This window comes from Yimella sp. NH-Cas1 (assembly GCF_022359705.1).
GTDB classification, from domain to species: domain Bacteria; phylum Actinomycetota; class Actinomycetes; order Actinomycetales; family Dermatophilaceae; genus Yimella; species Yimella lutea.
In genome coordinates, this window is record NZ_JAKSGG010000003.1 from 1,437,996 (window position 1) to 1,452,351 (window position 14,356).

Sequence of the window (14,356 nt, forward strand, 5' to 3'; positions counted from 1 at the left end):
GATCAGACTCGTCGAATCTGACCCAGGTCGCGCACCGCACCGTACGACGCCGACGTCGCCAACGCGGCATACGCCTTGAGGGCCTTCGAGACGACGCGGTCACGGTTCACCGGCTGCCATGGGTGCTCGGAGGCTTCCATCTTGGCGCGGCGATCGGCCAGCGTCGCTTCGTCGACCTCCAGCGACAGGGTGCGTGTCCGGACGTCGATGAGAATCTCGTCGCCGTCCTCGACCAGGCCGATCAGACCGCCCTGGGCTGCTTCGGGCGAGACGTGTCCGACCGAGATGCCCGAGGAGCCGCCGGAGAACCGGCCGTCGGTGATGAGCGCGCACTTCTTGCCCATGCCGGTGCCCTTGAGGAAGGCGGTCGGGTGCAGCATCTCTTGCATGCCCGGGCCACCGGCCGGTCCCTCGTAGCGGACGACGATCACGTCGCCCTCCGTGATGCGCTTGGACAGGATCGCATCGACCGCGTCCTCCTGGCTCTCGACGACGAGCGCCGGGCCACGGAAGGTCCACAGGTCCTCGTCGATACCAGCGGTCTTGATGACTGCGCCGTCCTCGGCGAGGTTGCCGTGCAGCACGGCGAGGCCGCCGTCCTTGGTGTACGCATGCTCGACCGAGCGGATGCACCCGTTCTCGGCGTCGGTGTCCAGGCTGCTCCACTTGTTGTCGGTGGAGAACGCCTCAGTGGTGCGCACCCCGCCCGGTGCGGCGTGGAACAGGTCGACCGCTGTCTGCGACGGGCTCTCGGCGCGGATGTCCCACTCGGAGATCCATGCTTCCAAGGAGGGGGAGTGGACGCTGTGCACGTTTTCGTTGAGCATCCCACCCCGGAACAGTTCACCCATGATCGCCGAGATTCCGCCTGCGCGGTGTACGTCTTCCATGTGGTAGTCGGAGTTCGGCGCGACCTTGCTCAAGCAGGGCACCCGACGGCTGACGGCGTCAATGTCCTCGAGGCCGAACGGCACCTCGCCCTCTTGGGCGGCAGCGAGAATGTGCAGCACGGTGTTCGTCGAACCACCCATGGCCACGTCCAGTGCCATCGCGTTCTCGAACGCTTCCTTGGTCGCGATCGAGCGCGGCAGCACCGAGTCGTCGTCCTGCTCGTACCAACGCTTGGCGAGGTCGACCACCACGCGTCCGGCTTCCTCGAACAGCGCCCGGCGCGCCTGGTGGGTGGCCAGGGTCGAACCGTTGCCCGGCAGCGAAAGTCCCAGCGCCTCGGTGAGGCAGTTCATCGAGTTGGCCGTGAACATGCCCGAGCACGATCCACAGGTCGGGCAGGCCGACAACTCAACCGTCGCCAGGCCCTCGTCGTCGACGTCCTGGGACGCGGACGCGGAGATCGCGGTGATGAGGTCGGTCGGCGCGTGGGCGACGCCATCGACGACGACCGCCTTGCCGGCCTCCATCGGACCGCCCGACACGAACACGGTCGGGATGTTCAGGCGCATCGCGGCGTTCAGCATGCCCGGAGTGATCTTGTCGCAGTTGGAGATACAGACCAGTGCGTCGGCGGCGTGGCCGTTCACCATGTACTCGACCGCGTCGGCGATCACCTCACGGGACGGCAGGGAGTACAGCATCCCGCCATGGCCCATCGCGATGCCGTCGTCGACGGCGATGGTGTGGAACTCGCGGGCGACTCCGCCGGCCGCCTTCACCTGTTCGGCGACGATGTCGCCCATGTTCTTCAGGTGGACGTGGCCGGGTACGAACTGGGTGTAGGAATTTGCGATTGCGACGATCGGTTTGCCGAAGTCGGTGTCGCCCATGCCGGTGGCGCGCCAGAGTGCGCGAGCACCTGCGGCGTTGCGGCCGTGGGTGGTGACGCGGGAACGCAGTTCGGGCATGATCGACTCCTTTCGTTCACCGGCGCCGTAGTGCACCGATGATCATCCCAATCATCGCATCGCGCACCGCGTGGAGCACCGAGCGTCCATGACTCGAACGTTCGGTCCAGGATACGGACGGACGGACGGACAGCTTCGGACGCCCTCGAAATCCCCGCGAGACAGCGTTGCTGACTAGCGTTGACGCAAGAATACTGACTTCGACGAAAGGTGCCCTGATGGCGCTCGTACGCATGCTGGCCCGCCCGCTTCTTGCCGCCCCGTTCATCTTCGGTGGCTTCAACCAGTTGCGCTCCAGCGGCCAGCTCGCCCCCAAGGCCGCGCCGGTCACCGACCGTCTGGCGGCGCCGCTGAAGCTACCGACCAACGACCCCAACACCCTGGTGAAGGCGAACGGTGCCGCGATGGTCGCCGGCGGAATCCTGCTCGCGACGGGCAAGGCGCCCCGCGTCGCCTCGACGCTGCTGTCGGGTCTGCTGATCCCGACCACGCTCGCCGGGCACGCCTTCTGGGAGGCCGACACCGAGGAGGAGAAGCGCCGCCACCTCGTCTCCTTCGTGACCAACCTCGGCCTGCTCGGTGGTCTGATCACCGCTGCGGTCGACACTGCGGGCAAGCCGGGTCTGCCCTACCGCGCCGGCATGGCCAAGAACGCCATCGGCCGCGCTGCACACACGACCGCGCTCGAGGCACGCCTGGCGGCAGCCAACGCGCAGAACAAGCTGCCGGTCTGATCCGGTCGAGAAGGACGCGTCGACGGCTGTCGGCGCGTCCTTTCTCATTTCCGTGACCGGGTCGACCGGACACAAATCTGCGTCGAGGTGACATTCCCGAGGTGTAGGAACAAACTCTCGGGAGGACACCATGAACGACATCGACGAACTCGCCGAGCCAAGCGTCGATGGTGGCACTTCACCGCTGCTGACGGCACTGCGCGATCACGTCGGGCACCACTGCGTCGGCATTGACCGGGGTCCACGCCTCGCTGGGCACCCATTCGCTCCCACACGAGCGGCACGCGAACAGCGGCTCACCGTTGAGCTGCTGTTGCGTTGTGTCCCAATCACATTCGCTGCGACAGGGTTCGATGCGCAGGTCCGCCACGATCGTGGTCGGCTCAGACCGGGAAGCCCAGATGGGCGAGCGCCTGTCGCAGCAGCACTCCGTGGCCGCCGCTCATCTCCTCGCTGCGTGACAACTCCATCGCCTCGTCCGGGTTCAGCCACGCGAGGTCCAGGGCGTCCGCACTCGGTGCGCAGTCGCCCATCACGACGACGACGTGCGCCATCGACACCGCGTGCTGCCTCGGGTCGTGGAACGGAGTCACACCGGGCGTGGGGAAGTACTCGGCGATCGCGAACGGCTGCGGCGAGATCGGCACCTGTGGAAGTGCCATCGGGCCGAGGTCCTTGTCGATGTGGCGCAGGATCGCGTCCCGGATCCGCTCGTGGTAAAGCACCCGACCGGACACCAGTTCCCGCTTGATCCGACCTTCGGACGTACCACGCAGCAGCAGACCCACCTGCGTGACGACAGACCGTTCGTCCACCCGGACCGGCACCAAGTCGAGGTAGAGGATCGGCAGGCGTTCGCGCGCGTCCCGGAGTTCCTCGCGGGAGAGCCAGGCGCCGCTGGTGTCGGTGTCCATCTCGCTCATGCCGTCATTGTGTCAGCGCGCTCCGGTGGCAGGGCGGTCGCGTCGCGGTGAGCTGACAATGCCGGCAGGGCCAGCGGAGCGGGTCGGTCTTTCGCCGAGGCGAAGTAGGGGGAGACCCGCGATCGGCGGATCGCGAAGATCCTCGGTGAGCTCGGCTGACCCGTCGGCGACCGATCAGCTGCTTCCGCTCACCACCACGGGGATGATCACCGCGGTCATCATCGCGGTGTTGAGGGCCTGGATCGCGCGCGAGACAGCGTCACCGCCGGGGTCCCCGGCTGCTACCTGCTCGATACGGGCCTTCAGGTCGCGCTTGCCAGACCGCCGGACTCCTGCTCGAGCACCTTGTGGGCGACGTCCAGGCCCTGCAGGATCGACAGCAACGTTGCGTCCTGCGAGGTCGCCGCAGCGCTGCCCGACAGCACAGCAGCCAGACGTGTTCGAGTCTCCTGCTCGGGTTGCGGGTTGAGCACCGGGTAGCGCTCCGGGACGAAGCCCAGTGCCTTCTTCTCGACGACCTCGACCACCCCGTTCGCGGCAAGTCGTTGCACGACAAGGCTTTCCGGGTTCAGCTTGCGGTCATTGATCAGGGACGAGAGCTTCTTGCCGTTGTACTTCTCAGCGATTCTGGCCAGTCCGTGGTCGAGCACGGGGTCGCCGGTGGGGGAGCCGTCCACCATCGTGAGGCGCGGCTGCTTCTCCTTGGTGACGTCGATCTTCCCGGCGCGGATGAGATCGGACAACATGGCGCCCACCAGGCCGTAGCCGCGTTGCGTACCCTTCCCCTCGAGCTTGCCGTCGTCCTTCGTCAGCAGCATGAACAGTTGATCAGTCGTCGGCGTCATGTCTTCGACCCTATGAAAGCTGCCCACCGATGTGGCCGGACGGGGATGACCGCCGGGTGGACCTCTGCTTGGATCGTGGACGGTCGCGGAATCGCGCGGCCGGCGACAGATGGAGATGCGATGACCCCGCCAAGGTCCACGACACCCGCCGCCGATTCCCACGAGATGATCCGCGTGCAAGGCGCTCGCGAGAACAACCTCAAGGGTTTCGACGTCGACATCGCCAAGCGGCGCCTGACGGTCTTCACCGGTGTCTCCGGTTCCGGCAAGAGCTCACTGGTGTTCGCCACGATCGCCGCCGAGTCGCAGCGGATGATCAACGAGACCTACTCGACCTTCGTCCAGGCGTTCATGCCGACGCTGTCGCGCCCCGAGGTCGACCGGCTCGAGGGGCTGACGACCGCGATCGTCGTCGGGCAGGAGCGGATGGGCGCGAACCCGCGCTCGACCGTCGGCACCGTCACGGACGCGAACGCGATGCTGCGGATGCTGTTCAGCCGTCTCGGCGACCCGCACGTCGGCGGACCCAACGCGTACTCGTTCAATGTGCCGACCGTGAAGGCGAGCGGGGCGATTACCGTCGAGCGCGGCGCGAAGACGATCGCCGAGAAAGCGACGTTCAACCGGCTCGGCGGCATGTGCCCGCGCTGTGAGGGACGTGGCTCGGTGTCCGACGTCGATCTCACCGCGCTGTACGACGAGGAACTGTCGCTGCAGGACGGCGCACTGAAGATCCCGGGCTATTCGATGGACGGCTGGTACGGCCGCATCTTCGGCGGGTCCGGCTTCTTCCCGATGGACAAGCCGATCAAGAAGTTCACCAAACGCCAGTTGCACGACCTGCTCCACAAGGAGCCGACGAAGATCAAGGTCGACGGGATCAACCTCACCTACGAAGGCGTGATCCCCAAGATCCAGAAGTCGATGCTGTCCAAGGACGTCGAGGCGCTGCAACCACACATCCGCGCGTTCGTCGAACGAGCCATCACCTTCCAGACCTGCCCCGAGTGCGACGGCACGCGCCTGACGCCCGAGGCCCGCTCGTCCACGATCAAGGGCATCAACATCGCCGACGCGTGCTCGATGCAGATCAGCGACCTCGCCGAGTGGGTCCGTGCCCTGGACGAGCCGTCGGTCAAGCCCCTTATCGCCGGGCTGCAGCACCTGCTCGATTCCTTCGTCGGGATCGGGCTCGGTTATCTCGCGCTGGAGAGACCGTCGGGCACCCTGTCCGGCGGTGAGTCGCAGCGCACGAAGATGATCCGGCATCTCGGTTCGTCGCTCACCGACGTCACGTACGTCTTCGACGAGCCCTCGATCGGGCTGCACCCGCACGACATCGACCGGATGAACGATCTGCTGATCCAGTTGCGCGACAAGGGAAACACCGTGCTGGTGGTCGAGCACAAGCCGGAGATGATCGCGATTGCCGACGAGGTCGTCGACCTCGGTCCAAAAGCGGGGACGGACGGCGGGGAGATCGTCTTTCAGGGCACGTTGGACGAACTGCGCAAGGCCGACACACTCACAGGCAAGCACCTGGACGACCGGGCTTCGCTCAAGGAGTCGGTGCGCGACCCCGACGGTGCACTCGAGATCCGTGGAGCCTCCACCAACAACCTGCAGGACGTGGACGTCGACGTACCGCTCGGCGTGCTCGTTGCGGTCACCGGAGTCGCAGGTTCGGGCAAGAGCTCGCTCATTCACGGGTCGTTGGAAGGACGCGACGACGTCGTATCGATCGACCAGGGTGCGATCAAGGGTTCACGCCGCAGCAACCCCGCCACCTACACGGGACTCCTCGATCCGATCCGCAAGACCTTCGCGAAGGTGAACGGGGTGAAACCCGCTCTGTTCAGTGCGAATTCGGAGGGCGCCTGCCCGGTCTGCAACGGCGCCGGCGTCATCTACACAGAGCTGGGCTTCATGGACACCGTGACCACCGTGTGCGAGGAGTGCGAAGGCAAGCGCTTCCAGGCGGCGGTGCTGGAGTACAAGGTCGACGGCAAGGACATCAGCGAGGTACTCGCGATGTCGGTCGAAGAAGCCGAGGAGTACTTCGCCGACGGTGAGGCCAAAACGCCTGCGGCACATAAGATCCTGCAGCGACTGGCCGATGTCGGACTGGGCTACCTCACGCTGGGCCAGCCGCTCACGACACTGTCGGGTGGTGAACGCCAGCGGATCAAGCTCGCCACGCACCTGGGGGAGAAGGGCGGGATCTACGTCCTGGACGAACCGACCACCGGCCTGCACCTGGCCGACGTCGAGAATCTCCTGGGCCTGCTCGATCGCCTGGTCGATTCCGGCAAGTCGGTCATCGTGATCGAGCACCATCAGGCGGTGATGGCGCATGCCGACTGGATCATCGATCTGGGTCCGGGAGCCGGTCAGGACGGCGGCAAGATCGTATTCGAAGGGACGCCCGCCGAGTTGGTGAAGAAGAAGTCGACCCTGACAGGCAAGCACCTCGCCGCGTACGTCGGATCGAAGTAGCCCCCCTACACCTGTAGTCAAGGGCGGTCAGAAACCGCCGATGTCGCCACCACCGAAGTCGCCGCCGCCCATGTCGTCACCGAAGTCGGCGCCCCCGAAACCGTCGTCCATGCCCTGATCCATTCCGGGGTCCTCCGCGAAACCCTGGTCCGCTGCGCCGGGGTCGCCGGCGTCCGCGCCCGGATCTCCGGCCGCCTCGTCTGCGCCGCCGTTGTCTGCGAAACCGTCGCCGAAGCCGTTCCCGTCGAACATCTCCTGCGCAATCGCGGTGCCGATGAACGCGCCGGCGATGCTGCCCATGAGTGAGCCGCCGATCATCGCGCCCATGCCCATTCCGCCCATTCCGCGCCCCATACCGCCGCCGAACATGCTGCGCATCGCGCCGGGCCGCTGCATCTCCATGCGGGTCGCGCTGCGGGCAAGCGTCTTGGGGGAGTCGTCCTGGGGAGGCTGACCGGGGGCGGCCTCGGCCAGCTGCTGCAACACCTGACGTCGCTGATCCGGAGTCAGCTGCGCGAACGCCTGCTCGTGCGCGGCTTCGATCTGGTCCGGGGGAGCGGTGCGCAACAGATACTCGTACCGCTCGATCGCCTGATCATCCGACATCTGCTGCTGCCCGCCCGGCGGCTGTCCACCCTGGGGCACGCCTTGCTGGCCGGGCGGCGGACCGGCGTCCTGAGCGCCGAACCCACCCGACTGCTGGTGGGGTTGCTGACTGGTGCGGCCGAGGAGCCGATCGAGAATTCCCATGGGTCGACGCTAGAGCCGAACCGTCACGTCGATAGGTCGTACGCAACGGCAGTTTTTCCCGGACGCGAGACCACCCCTTCGGTGCCCCGGCCCGGTCCGCATCGCCGCTACGTTCGAGGGATGACTGATCCCACCGCAGGACCCGGCCGTTCCCGTGGTCGCTTTTCCGCGTTCCCGTTCCCGCGCTACTCCCGCCGCACCAAACGCGGCACCAACGTCTCCGTCGGTGGCTGCTGCCTGCCGATCCCGATCGGATGCATGACCCTCACCACGGCCGCCGCCGTCGGTGCCTACGCTTGCGTAAGGGCTCCGGCCTGGGCTGATCCGACCACTCTCGGCAGACTTTCCCGCGAGGCCATGTCGAGAACGACACGGTGGCTCCGTCTCCTTGATGTCAGCGGCCCAGAACGGGCCGAGACGTCACGAAGGGAAAGTCTGATGGCCAAGTACCTGCTCCTGAGGTCCCGACCATCCCTCTAGGCTCGTCCGATGCAGAACGAGCACAGGACGCAGCCGGCCGAGGTCCTCAACCCCGAGGCGGGCATGTACCGGATCACCGCCGATCCGGATCTGCTGGCGGCGTGCGAGCGCGCCATCGACGCGACGTATGCCGAGCACCCGTATTACGCGGCCCGTTTCGCTGAGCGTGGGCGTTCGTTCTCGACCACCGATTCAGGCTGGCTCGTGCACACCTCCGGGCAAGGTGTCGAGCACGCGACCGAGCAGATCGCTTGGTTGTCGAGGGTGCTCGCTTCCCGCGGCATGCCGACCGTGCTGCTCGAGCACCATCTCGGATTGCTCGCGGATGAGGTGCGAGCGGTACCCGGCAATGACGACCGGGCGAACGTCCTTTCGCAGGTCGCACAGCAGATGACCACGCAGCGAACTGCGGTCATCGATGCTCGGCCCACCGCTCGACTCGAGCGAGACTTCGACGAGGCGACTGCCGCGGAGCCGGATCGGGTGGCGCGTATCGGTTTGCTCATCGTCTCCGCAGTGGCGGACGAGGTCAGGGGTCTGGTGAACGTCGAGACGTCGTTGCGCACGTGGGTCGCTGACCCCGCACGGTTCTCCTGCGCGTGGATCGACGCCGTCGACACGTGCTCGAAGGCAGCTCGCGCAGCGGTCCGGACGGCCTGACAGCCGTGTCGATCAGCCCGGCTCGCTCAGAACGGTGTTGATCGTCCCGATGCCCGATCGCGCGAACTGCGGCCAACTCGTCCAGTAGTACGGCATCGCCAGCAGGGAGATGAGCAAGGCCCAACCGCGGGCTCGGTGCCAGGTGTCGTCGTCGATCGCCAAACGTTCTCGGTACGCATGACGGGCCTGTTCCGGCAGTTGCCACACCGCTGCATGTTCAGCAGTGGGATTGCCGATGCTCAGCGCACCGAAATCGATGACTCCGGCCAGCTTTCCGTGGTTCGCAACCAGATTCGCGCTGCGTAGGTCGCCGTGCAGTAGCACCTCGTCGACCACCGGGTCGGAACATCTGGTTGTCGGTGCCGTGGCCGGCGGGGGAGAGGGGCAGGGCTCGCCACTGCGGAGCTTGGGCGTCGATCAATCGTCGTGCGTCATCGACATCGACCGGGACTTCCTCTGAATGCAGGCTCACTCCCTCACCCAATCGGTGCTCGCCCGGACGGTGCAACAGGTCAGCGCATTCCAGTTCGGACTGGTCGGCGCCGCCGGGGGAGTAGGGGCAGTCATCGGCGCAGCCGTCACGACACGAGTCGGACGACGTGACGGCACCGGCCGGACCATCATCCTCTGCCACGTCGTCAAGACGCTCGGCGTTCTCGCGAGAACGCTTGCCGGACAACTGGATTCGCGAGCGCTGGCGATGGCAGCGTTGCTACTCGGACGCCGGCCTTCGTTGCCGCTGCGAGGCCCTGGGTCAGCAGGGTGAGTCCGCCGCCGACGAGCCAGACGTCCTTAGCAACCGAGTGCCTTTCTGCGTCGGACAGATGCCGTCGGACTGGGTCCCGCCGACCTGCCCGGTGCGTCGTTGAGATCTGTCGAAAGAAGGACTGCGGCGAGGTTGACCGAAAGCATGAGATCTCCTTACCCTTGCGTAAGGAAGGGAGTTCACAGATGTCTGTCGGAACGATGACCAGCAAGGGGCAGATCACGGTGCCCAAGGACGTCCGCGAGGCACTCGGCCTGGCCGCGGGGACCCGCGTGAGCTTCACACGGAACGCCGCAGGCGAGATCGTGCTTACGCGAGACGGCGGCTCGGTGATGGATCTTGCCGGGAGTCTTCGCCACGACAGTCCTGCAGTTTCGCTCCAGGACATGAACGACGCAATCACGGCCGGAGCCACGTCCACGTCGTCATGATCGGAATCGACACGAACGTACTCGTGAGGTTCTTGGTCCGCGATGACGAGGAACAGTTTCAAGCCGCTGCCGCGCAGATGTCCGCACTTACTCCTGGATCTCCGGGATTCGTCACGGATCTCGTTCTCGCCGAGTTGTATTGGGTATTAACTCGGGCCTACCGAATGTCCGCAGCAACCACACTGGACGCCATCACGAGCCTTGTGGGACGCGTGGAGATCAGAGTGTCGGAGCCAGGACTCGTGGGCCGAGCACTGAACGGAGCGCGACGAGGCGCCGACCTGGCGGACGCGCTCATAGCCGAGCGTTGTCGCGCAGCGGGAGCATCGGAGGTCATCACCTTAGATCGTCGCGCATCGGAGATCCTCGGAATGCGCCTTATCTGACGACCGACGAAGGCTGGAACCTCGGACCGCTCGTCGTGCGAGGTCGTTGATGTCCGATAATCTACATTATGTAAAGTCGTAGTCTGCGTATCGCATCAGATGAATCATCCGTCGACCATCCACCTCTACCCCGTGCGAGCTCAGGCAGGTCGCTGACCTGCAGAAACAGCTATGGAGAGGCGGCGGTTCGATGTTGGCAGCGAGCCGTTGAGTCGATCCCTGGTCGCCCGTCGCTACGTCGCGACACGCCGCTGACCTGCACAAACAGCTATGGAGAGGCGGCCTGCGAACCTCCACCGGTCCGGACAGCCCCTGGCTCTTCCCCGGATATACCGCCGGAAAGCACCTGCACCCCAACACCGTGATGGTCCGACTCCGAAACCTCGGAATCAATCTCCGCGGAGCCCGCAATCGCGCGATCGGCGAACTCGTTCTCGAATGCCCACCATCACTCGTCGCCGACGCACTGGGCTACAGCCACCAAGTCGCCTTCCTCCACGCCAGCAGGGCAGCCGAACGTACGTGCTTGTCGTTCGTGCCGGGGCGGTAGTTTTCCCACCTACTCGTAGCCGAGGCCGGACTCTGGGCGTCGGCGAGTAAGCGCAAGGTCCTCACGAACATCCGTGCCGACGCTCGCAGGTCTTCATCCCGGCAGCGTGTGACGATCTACTCATGAATGACTCATCGGAGCAGTTGATAGCCGAGGCTCGCGGAGCGGCGTGGCTGCCCGTCGGCAGTACCGCTCAGGTGTGGGCAGGCGATGACTGCTCTGGGTTCGTCCCGGCCGTCATCGTCCGGCTGCTACTAACGCGACGATCTCCCGAAGGCGAGCAGTTCTTCACGATCGCCGCGCCAAAGGGAGACGACCTGCCGACGCTGTTCCTCGGTCACTCAGATCAACGACGAAGCGGCGAGGACGGCGTGCAGGAACTGGCAGCCCAGATCGTCGGGGATGCCCAAGCGCCTGTGCAATGCGTTGGATTCGTTCGGAACGTCGTTCCGACGGCAGACGAGACGTATCCCCATCCGGTCCCGCACGCCAACGTGCCCGTGTTCAGAGTGACCAACAGCGCCACTCCAGTGGTCGAGGGCACTTGGTACACCGTTGAGGCCGCACGCGATGCATTGCACCAACGGCACTGGTGGCCCATCGTCGAGCACGCCCTGGATAAGTGAGGACCATTTGCCAGCGGACGCCACCTGAAGGACATGGGTGGAAGCCTCGCCTTCAGCCGTTCGGTAGTTGGGCCCGACGGCGTTGTCCTGACAGGCACCACGAATCCACAACATCTCGCTGAGACGAGGGCTGTGTGGTAGCAAGCGTGCGGTGGATGGAGACCCGCTCAACTGCCTGCGAGTCGAACGTCCGCAATCAAGGCAAATACGCATGATCTTGATACGCAGCCTGTCCAGTAAACTTCGTAAAGCCGTCCAAGATCCTGTGCCAAGGCCACGGACCACCTCAGTCACAACGCATTGCTAGACGGATCCGTGGACAGAGCCTGAAGTCCGCCCGCGCCGACGTGGACCGGGCGATCGCCTACCTCAAGAACCAGGACGTCACACCATGAGCACCAAGGGAGAACAAGACCTATCCAGCATGCCATTTCGCGCACTGGAACCGACCCGCTCCCCTACTCCGCATACTCACTATGGGCGTCATCACCAGAGGATAGACCGCGCCTTCAACAGCGGTACGCTTGGGAATCCAGGATCAAGCTTCGCGTATCACTACGACAAGCATGGCTGGAAATACGGATCCCGATCCAACTATCTACGCTCAGCGGAGCGCGCACAACGCCGCCTCAAGTCGTCTCCCGGTAATCATTTTCGGGGATCCCCAGGCGGTAAACGACACCACGGAAGGTGGTCGACCTTCTGGTGATTAATTTCCTGCGCCGATATTCGAAGAGGCGCGAGGCCGGCCGGGAGCTGGATCTGGCATACCTCTCGCTGGAGCCATTTGGCTATGACCCCAGGGGCACCTACCCTTCAGATCATCACGAAGTCGAGGCCATGAATGTCGAGGAGATTCTGTCCTTCTTGGCAGGGCTAGTCCCCAGGAACTCGGATCTATTACGCCGAAATTTGCCCCTCACTCTAGCGTTGCTGTCGGAGGTAGAGAAAAGTGCGTCGCAAAAGGGCTTAGAAGAAGCATGTGTTAAGGTTTCCAGACACCTACATGAGGTAGAAAAATTGATGGACCTCGGATGAGTGACGCCACCCTCCCACCGAGCACGCAGTCCTTGGGCTGAATGAACCGTTCCTGCACCCACCAACATCTCGCACGGGCCGATGAAACCGTCCGGACCTTCGAACTGTCCGAGCGCGTCCTCCACCGCGCGCCACGTCCTGGGGTTCGACCTCCGTGAGTCCCGCCATCATCTGGTGGAGCACCGATCGACTCACGCTGGAAGCGAACGCAGCCGGCCGCCGACGGCAGCACGACCGGCGACGTGATCGCTCTGGCCTCCACGTCGACGAAGTCGGGCGCTGTGCCCGACACCTCCACCGTCTTGGGTCGCTCCCCCGCCGCCCAGCACTGAGTTGGGACCTCCCCTTGCTCTCACCCCGGTTCCCGAACCCTGTACCGGCCCATCGATGTTGAGTAGCGTCCAGACATGGACATGCTGACTGGGGACCAGATCGCCGAGGCCGACCTGACCGATTGGCGAAAGCTCGCGCAGGGGTTGCACGCCCGCTACGCCGTCGACGACTTCGGTGCCGCTGCCCGGTTCGTAGCTGCGCTGGGCGACGTAGGTGATGAGTTCGGTCATCATCCGCAGGTCTCGATCTGCAGGGGTTACGTCGACCTCAGACTGACTTCCAGCGACGCGATCTACCGCGACGACGACGGCACCGAACACGTCGTCGAGTGGGTGACACAACAGGACGTCGACCTCGCCCGCCGCATCACCGAACTCGCCTCCGACCAGCACCTCTCCCCCGATCCCGCATCGGTCAGTGTGCTCGAACTCGGGTTGGACACAACGGATTCTGCCAAGATCGCACCCGTTTGGGCGGCGTTGCTGACCGGCGACCCGAATGCCCAAGGCCTCGGCTCCCCCAGCGACGAGGTTCGGGACGCCCTTGGACGTGTCCCGAACCTGTGGTTCGACGACCTCGCCGACGACAACGCCTCGGGTCAACGCTTCCACATCGAGGTCTACATCGCCGCCGAAGTAGCCGAAGAACGGATCGCCGCCGTCGTCGCCGCCGGCGGGACGGTCGTCGACGACAGCGACTACCCCGCACTCACGGTGATCGCCGATCAGGACGGAAACCGCGGTGTCCTGTGCGTCGCGGCCAAGCCCACGAGCACGGACTGAGGGAATGGTGAGCACCGAACCCACGTACACGATCGCGTCCCTTACGCCGCAGACGTGGCCTGCGTTCGAGGCACTCGTGCAGCGGCACAACGGCATCTTCGGGGGTTGCTGGTGCACGTGGTTCCACGACGGGCATCCGAACTGCGAAGGACGCGGCGAAACCGCCGAAGGCAACCAGGCGATCAAGAAGCGACTGGTCGACGACGGAGTCGCGCACGCCGCACTGGTGATGGACGGCGACGAGGCGGTTGCGTGGGCCGAGTACGGCACCCCGGAAGAACTGCCGACCCTGCACCACGGCAAGCAGTACCACGCTACGAAAGCAGCCGATCCCGATTACCGCATCACCTGCGTCTTCGTCGACAAGCGACACCGGCGCCGCGGTGTCACCGAACTGGCGATCAGCGGCGCACTCGACCTCATAGCCCAGGCCGGCGGCGGACGCGTGGAGAGCTATCCGCACGACCTCACGGATCAGACCAAGAAGATGTCGTCGTCATTCCTCTACAACGGCACCCGGCGCCTGTATGAGCGGCTCGGGTTCGACTACGACAGACCCAAGGGTCTGAAGAATTGTGTGATGGTCAAGACCGTCGACCCGTCCTGACTCGCGTCCTGGTCGACCGCCTGTGGCCACGCGGGGTGAGTAAGCGGGCCGCTCGATGACTGGTGCAAGGAGGTCTCTCCGTGCACCCAG

14 protein-coding genes are annotated in these 14,356 nt (G+C 65.0%); 9 read left to right on the forward strand and 5 right to left on the reverse strand.

Annotated elements, in window-relative coordinates; genetic code table 11:
- Positions 1–2: 2 nt before the first annotated feature.
- The gene (ilvD, locus tag MF407_RS07225) at positions 3–1,859 is read right to left on the reverse strand and encodes a dihydroxy-acid dehydratase (protein ID WP_129626783.1); all 1,857 of its coding nucleotides are present in this window, start codon (positions 1,857–1,859) and stop codon (positions 3–5) included.
- Between the two features lie 218 nt (positions 1,860–2,077).
- On the opposite strand from ilvD, the gene MF407_RS07230 reads away from it, so the two are divergent.
- Entirely contained in the window at positions 2,078–2,593 is a 516-nt protein-coding gene (locus MF407_RS07230) for a DoxX family protein (protein ID WP_141928542.1), read from the forward strand.
- A gap of 383 nt (positions 2,594–2,976) precedes the next feature.
- Here the strand turns inward: MF407_RS07230 and MF407_RS07235 are convergent, their stop codons facing one another.
- A complete protein-coding gene (locus tag MF407_RS07235) occupies positions 2,977–3,516 on the reverse strand; it encodes an NUDIX hydrolase family protein (protein ID WP_129626779.1) in 540 nt (179 codons plus the stop codon).
- Positions 3,517–3,818: 302 nt separating this feature from the next.
- On the reverse strand, positions 3,819–4,361 hold the full coding sequence (locus MF407_RS07240; RefSeq protein WP_239701872.1) for a GPP34 family phosphoprotein: 543 nt from the start codon (positions 4,359–4,361) through the stop codon (positions 3,819–3,821).
- Positions 4,362–4,481: 120 nt separating this feature from the next.
- Here MF407_RS07240 and MF407_RS07245 point away from each other — a divergent pair, with 120 nt between their 5' ends.
- Positions 4,482–6,857: an excinuclease ABC subunit UvrA gene (locus tag MF407_RS07245; protein WP_239701873.1), complete on the forward strand. Its 2,376-nt coding sequence runs from the start codon at positions 4,482–4,484 to the stop codon at positions 6,855–6,857.
- Positions 6,858–6,884: 27 nt separating this feature from the next.
- Here MF407_RS07245 and MF407_RS07250 read toward each other — a convergent pair whose 3' ends face one another.
- Positions 6,885–7,607: a hypothetical protein gene (locus MF407_RS07250; RefSeq protein WP_239701874.1), complete on the reverse strand. Its 723-nt coding sequence runs from the start codon at positions 7,605–7,607 to the stop codon at positions 6,885–6,887.
- Between the two features lie 489 nt (positions 7,608–8,096).
- On the opposite strand from MF407_RS07250, the gene MF407_RS07255 reads away from it, so the two are divergent.
- Positions 8,097–8,747, forward strand: coding sequence for a hypothetical protein (locus tag MF407_RS07255; RefSeq protein ID WP_239701875.1), 651 nt, complete (start codon positions 8,097–8,099; stop codon positions 8,745–8,747).
- Positions 8,748–8,759: 12 nt separating this feature from the next.
- Here the strand turns inward: MF407_RS07255 and MF407_RS07260 are convergent, their stop codons facing one another.
- The gene (locus MF407_RS07260) at positions 8,760–9,083 is read right to left on the reverse strand and encodes a phosphotransferase (protein ID WP_239701876.1); all 324 of its coding nucleotides are present in this window, start codon (positions 9,081–9,083) and stop codon (positions 8,760–8,762) included.
- A 124-nt stretch (positions 9,084–9,207) separates the two neighbouring features.
- On the opposite strand from MF407_RS07260, the gene MF407_RS07265 reads away from it, so the two are divergent.
- The 6 genes from MF407_RS07265 to MF407_RS07290 all read left to right on the forward strand — a co-directional run bounded on the left by MF407_RS07265 (position 9,208) and on the right by MF407_RS07290 (position 14,266).
- Positions 9,208–9,513: a hypothetical protein gene (locus MF407_RS07265; RefSeq protein WP_239701877.1), complete on the forward strand. Its 306-nt coding sequence runs from the start codon at positions 9,208–9,210 to the stop codon at positions 9,511–9,513.
- A gap of 185 nt (positions 9,514–9,698) precedes the next feature.
- A complete protein-coding gene (locus MF407_RS07270; protein WP_239701878.1) occupies positions 9,699–9,944 on the forward strand; it encodes an AbrB/MazE/SpoVT family DNA-binding domain-containing protein in 246 nt (81 codons plus the stop codon).
- Between the two features lie 1,058 nt (positions 9,945–11,002).
- Entirely contained in the window at positions 11,003–11,506 is a 504-nt protein-coding gene (locus tag MF407_RS07275) for a hypothetical protein (RefSeq protein WP_239701879.1), read from the forward strand.
- 690 nt (positions 11,507–12,196) lie between these two features.
- Positions 12,197–12,544, forward strand: coding sequence for a hypothetical protein (locus MF407_RS07280; RefSeq protein WP_239701880.1), 348 nt, complete (start codon positions 12,197–12,199; stop codon positions 12,542–12,544).
- A 407-nt stretch (positions 12,545–12,951) separates the two neighbouring features.
- Positions 12,952–13,659: a VOC family protein gene (locus MF407_RS07285; protein WP_239701881.1), complete on the forward strand. Its 708-nt coding sequence runs from the start codon at positions 12,952–12,954 to the stop codon at positions 13,657–13,659.
- 7 nt (positions 13,660–13,666) lie between these two features.
- Complete coding sequence (locus MF407_RS07290) at positions 13,667–14,266, forward strand: GNAT family N-acetyltransferase (protein ID WP_141928532.1); 600 nt, start codon at positions 13,667–13,669, stop codon at positions 14,264–14,266.
- The last annotated feature ends 90 nt before the right edge of the window (positions 14,267–14,356 follow it).

What these genes read in the sequence shown, in the direction of transcription:
- MF407_RS07285 (WP_239701881.1), top strand. Translation starts at nt 12,952, where the DNA reads ATGGACATGCTGACTGGGGACCAGATCGCCGAGGCCGACCTGACCGAT.
- MF407_RS07250 (WP_239701874.1), bottom strand. Translation starts at nt 7,607, where the DNA reads ATGGGAATTCTCGATCGGCTCCTCGGCCGCACCAGTCAGCAACCCCAC.
- MF407_RS07245 (WP_239701873.1), top strand. Translation starts at nt 4,482, where the DNA reads ATGACCCCGCCAAGGTCCACGACACCCGCCGCCGATTCCCACGAGATG.
- MF407_RS07240 (WP_239701872.1), bottom strand. Translation starts at nt 4,361, where the DNA reads ATGACGCCGACGACTGATCAACTGTTCATGCTGCTGACGAAGGACGAC.
- ilvD (WP_129626783.1), bottom strand. Translation starts at nt 1,859, where the DNA reads ATGCCCGAACTGCGTTCCCGCGTCACCACCCACGGCCGCAACGCCGCA.
- MF407_RS07255 (WP_239701875.1), top strand. Translation starts at nt 8,097, where the DNA reads ATGCAGAACGAGCACAGGACGCAGCCGGCCGAGGTCCTCAACCCCGAG.
- MF407_RS07265 (WP_239701877.1), top strand. Translation starts at nt 9,208, where the DNA reads ATGCAGGCTCACTCCCTCACCCAATCGGTGCTCGCCCGGACGGTGCAA.
- MF407_RS07230 (WP_141928542.1), top strand. Translation starts at nt 2,078, where the DNA reads ATGGCGCTCGTACGCATGCTGGCCCGCCCGCTTCTTGCCGCCCCGTTC.
- MF407_RS07235 (WP_129626779.1), bottom strand. Translation starts at nt 3,516, where the DNA reads ATGAGCGAGATGGACACCGACACCAGCGGCGCCTGGCTCTCCCGCGAG.
- MF407_RS07275 (WP_239701879.1), top strand. Translation starts at nt 11,003, where the DNA reads ATGAATGACTCATCGGAGCAGTTGATAGCCGAGGCTCGCGGAGCGGCG.
- MF407_RS07270 (WP_239701878.1), top strand. Translation starts at nt 9,699, where the DNA reads ATGTCTGTCGGAACGATGACCAGCAAGGGGCAGATCACGGTGCCCAAG.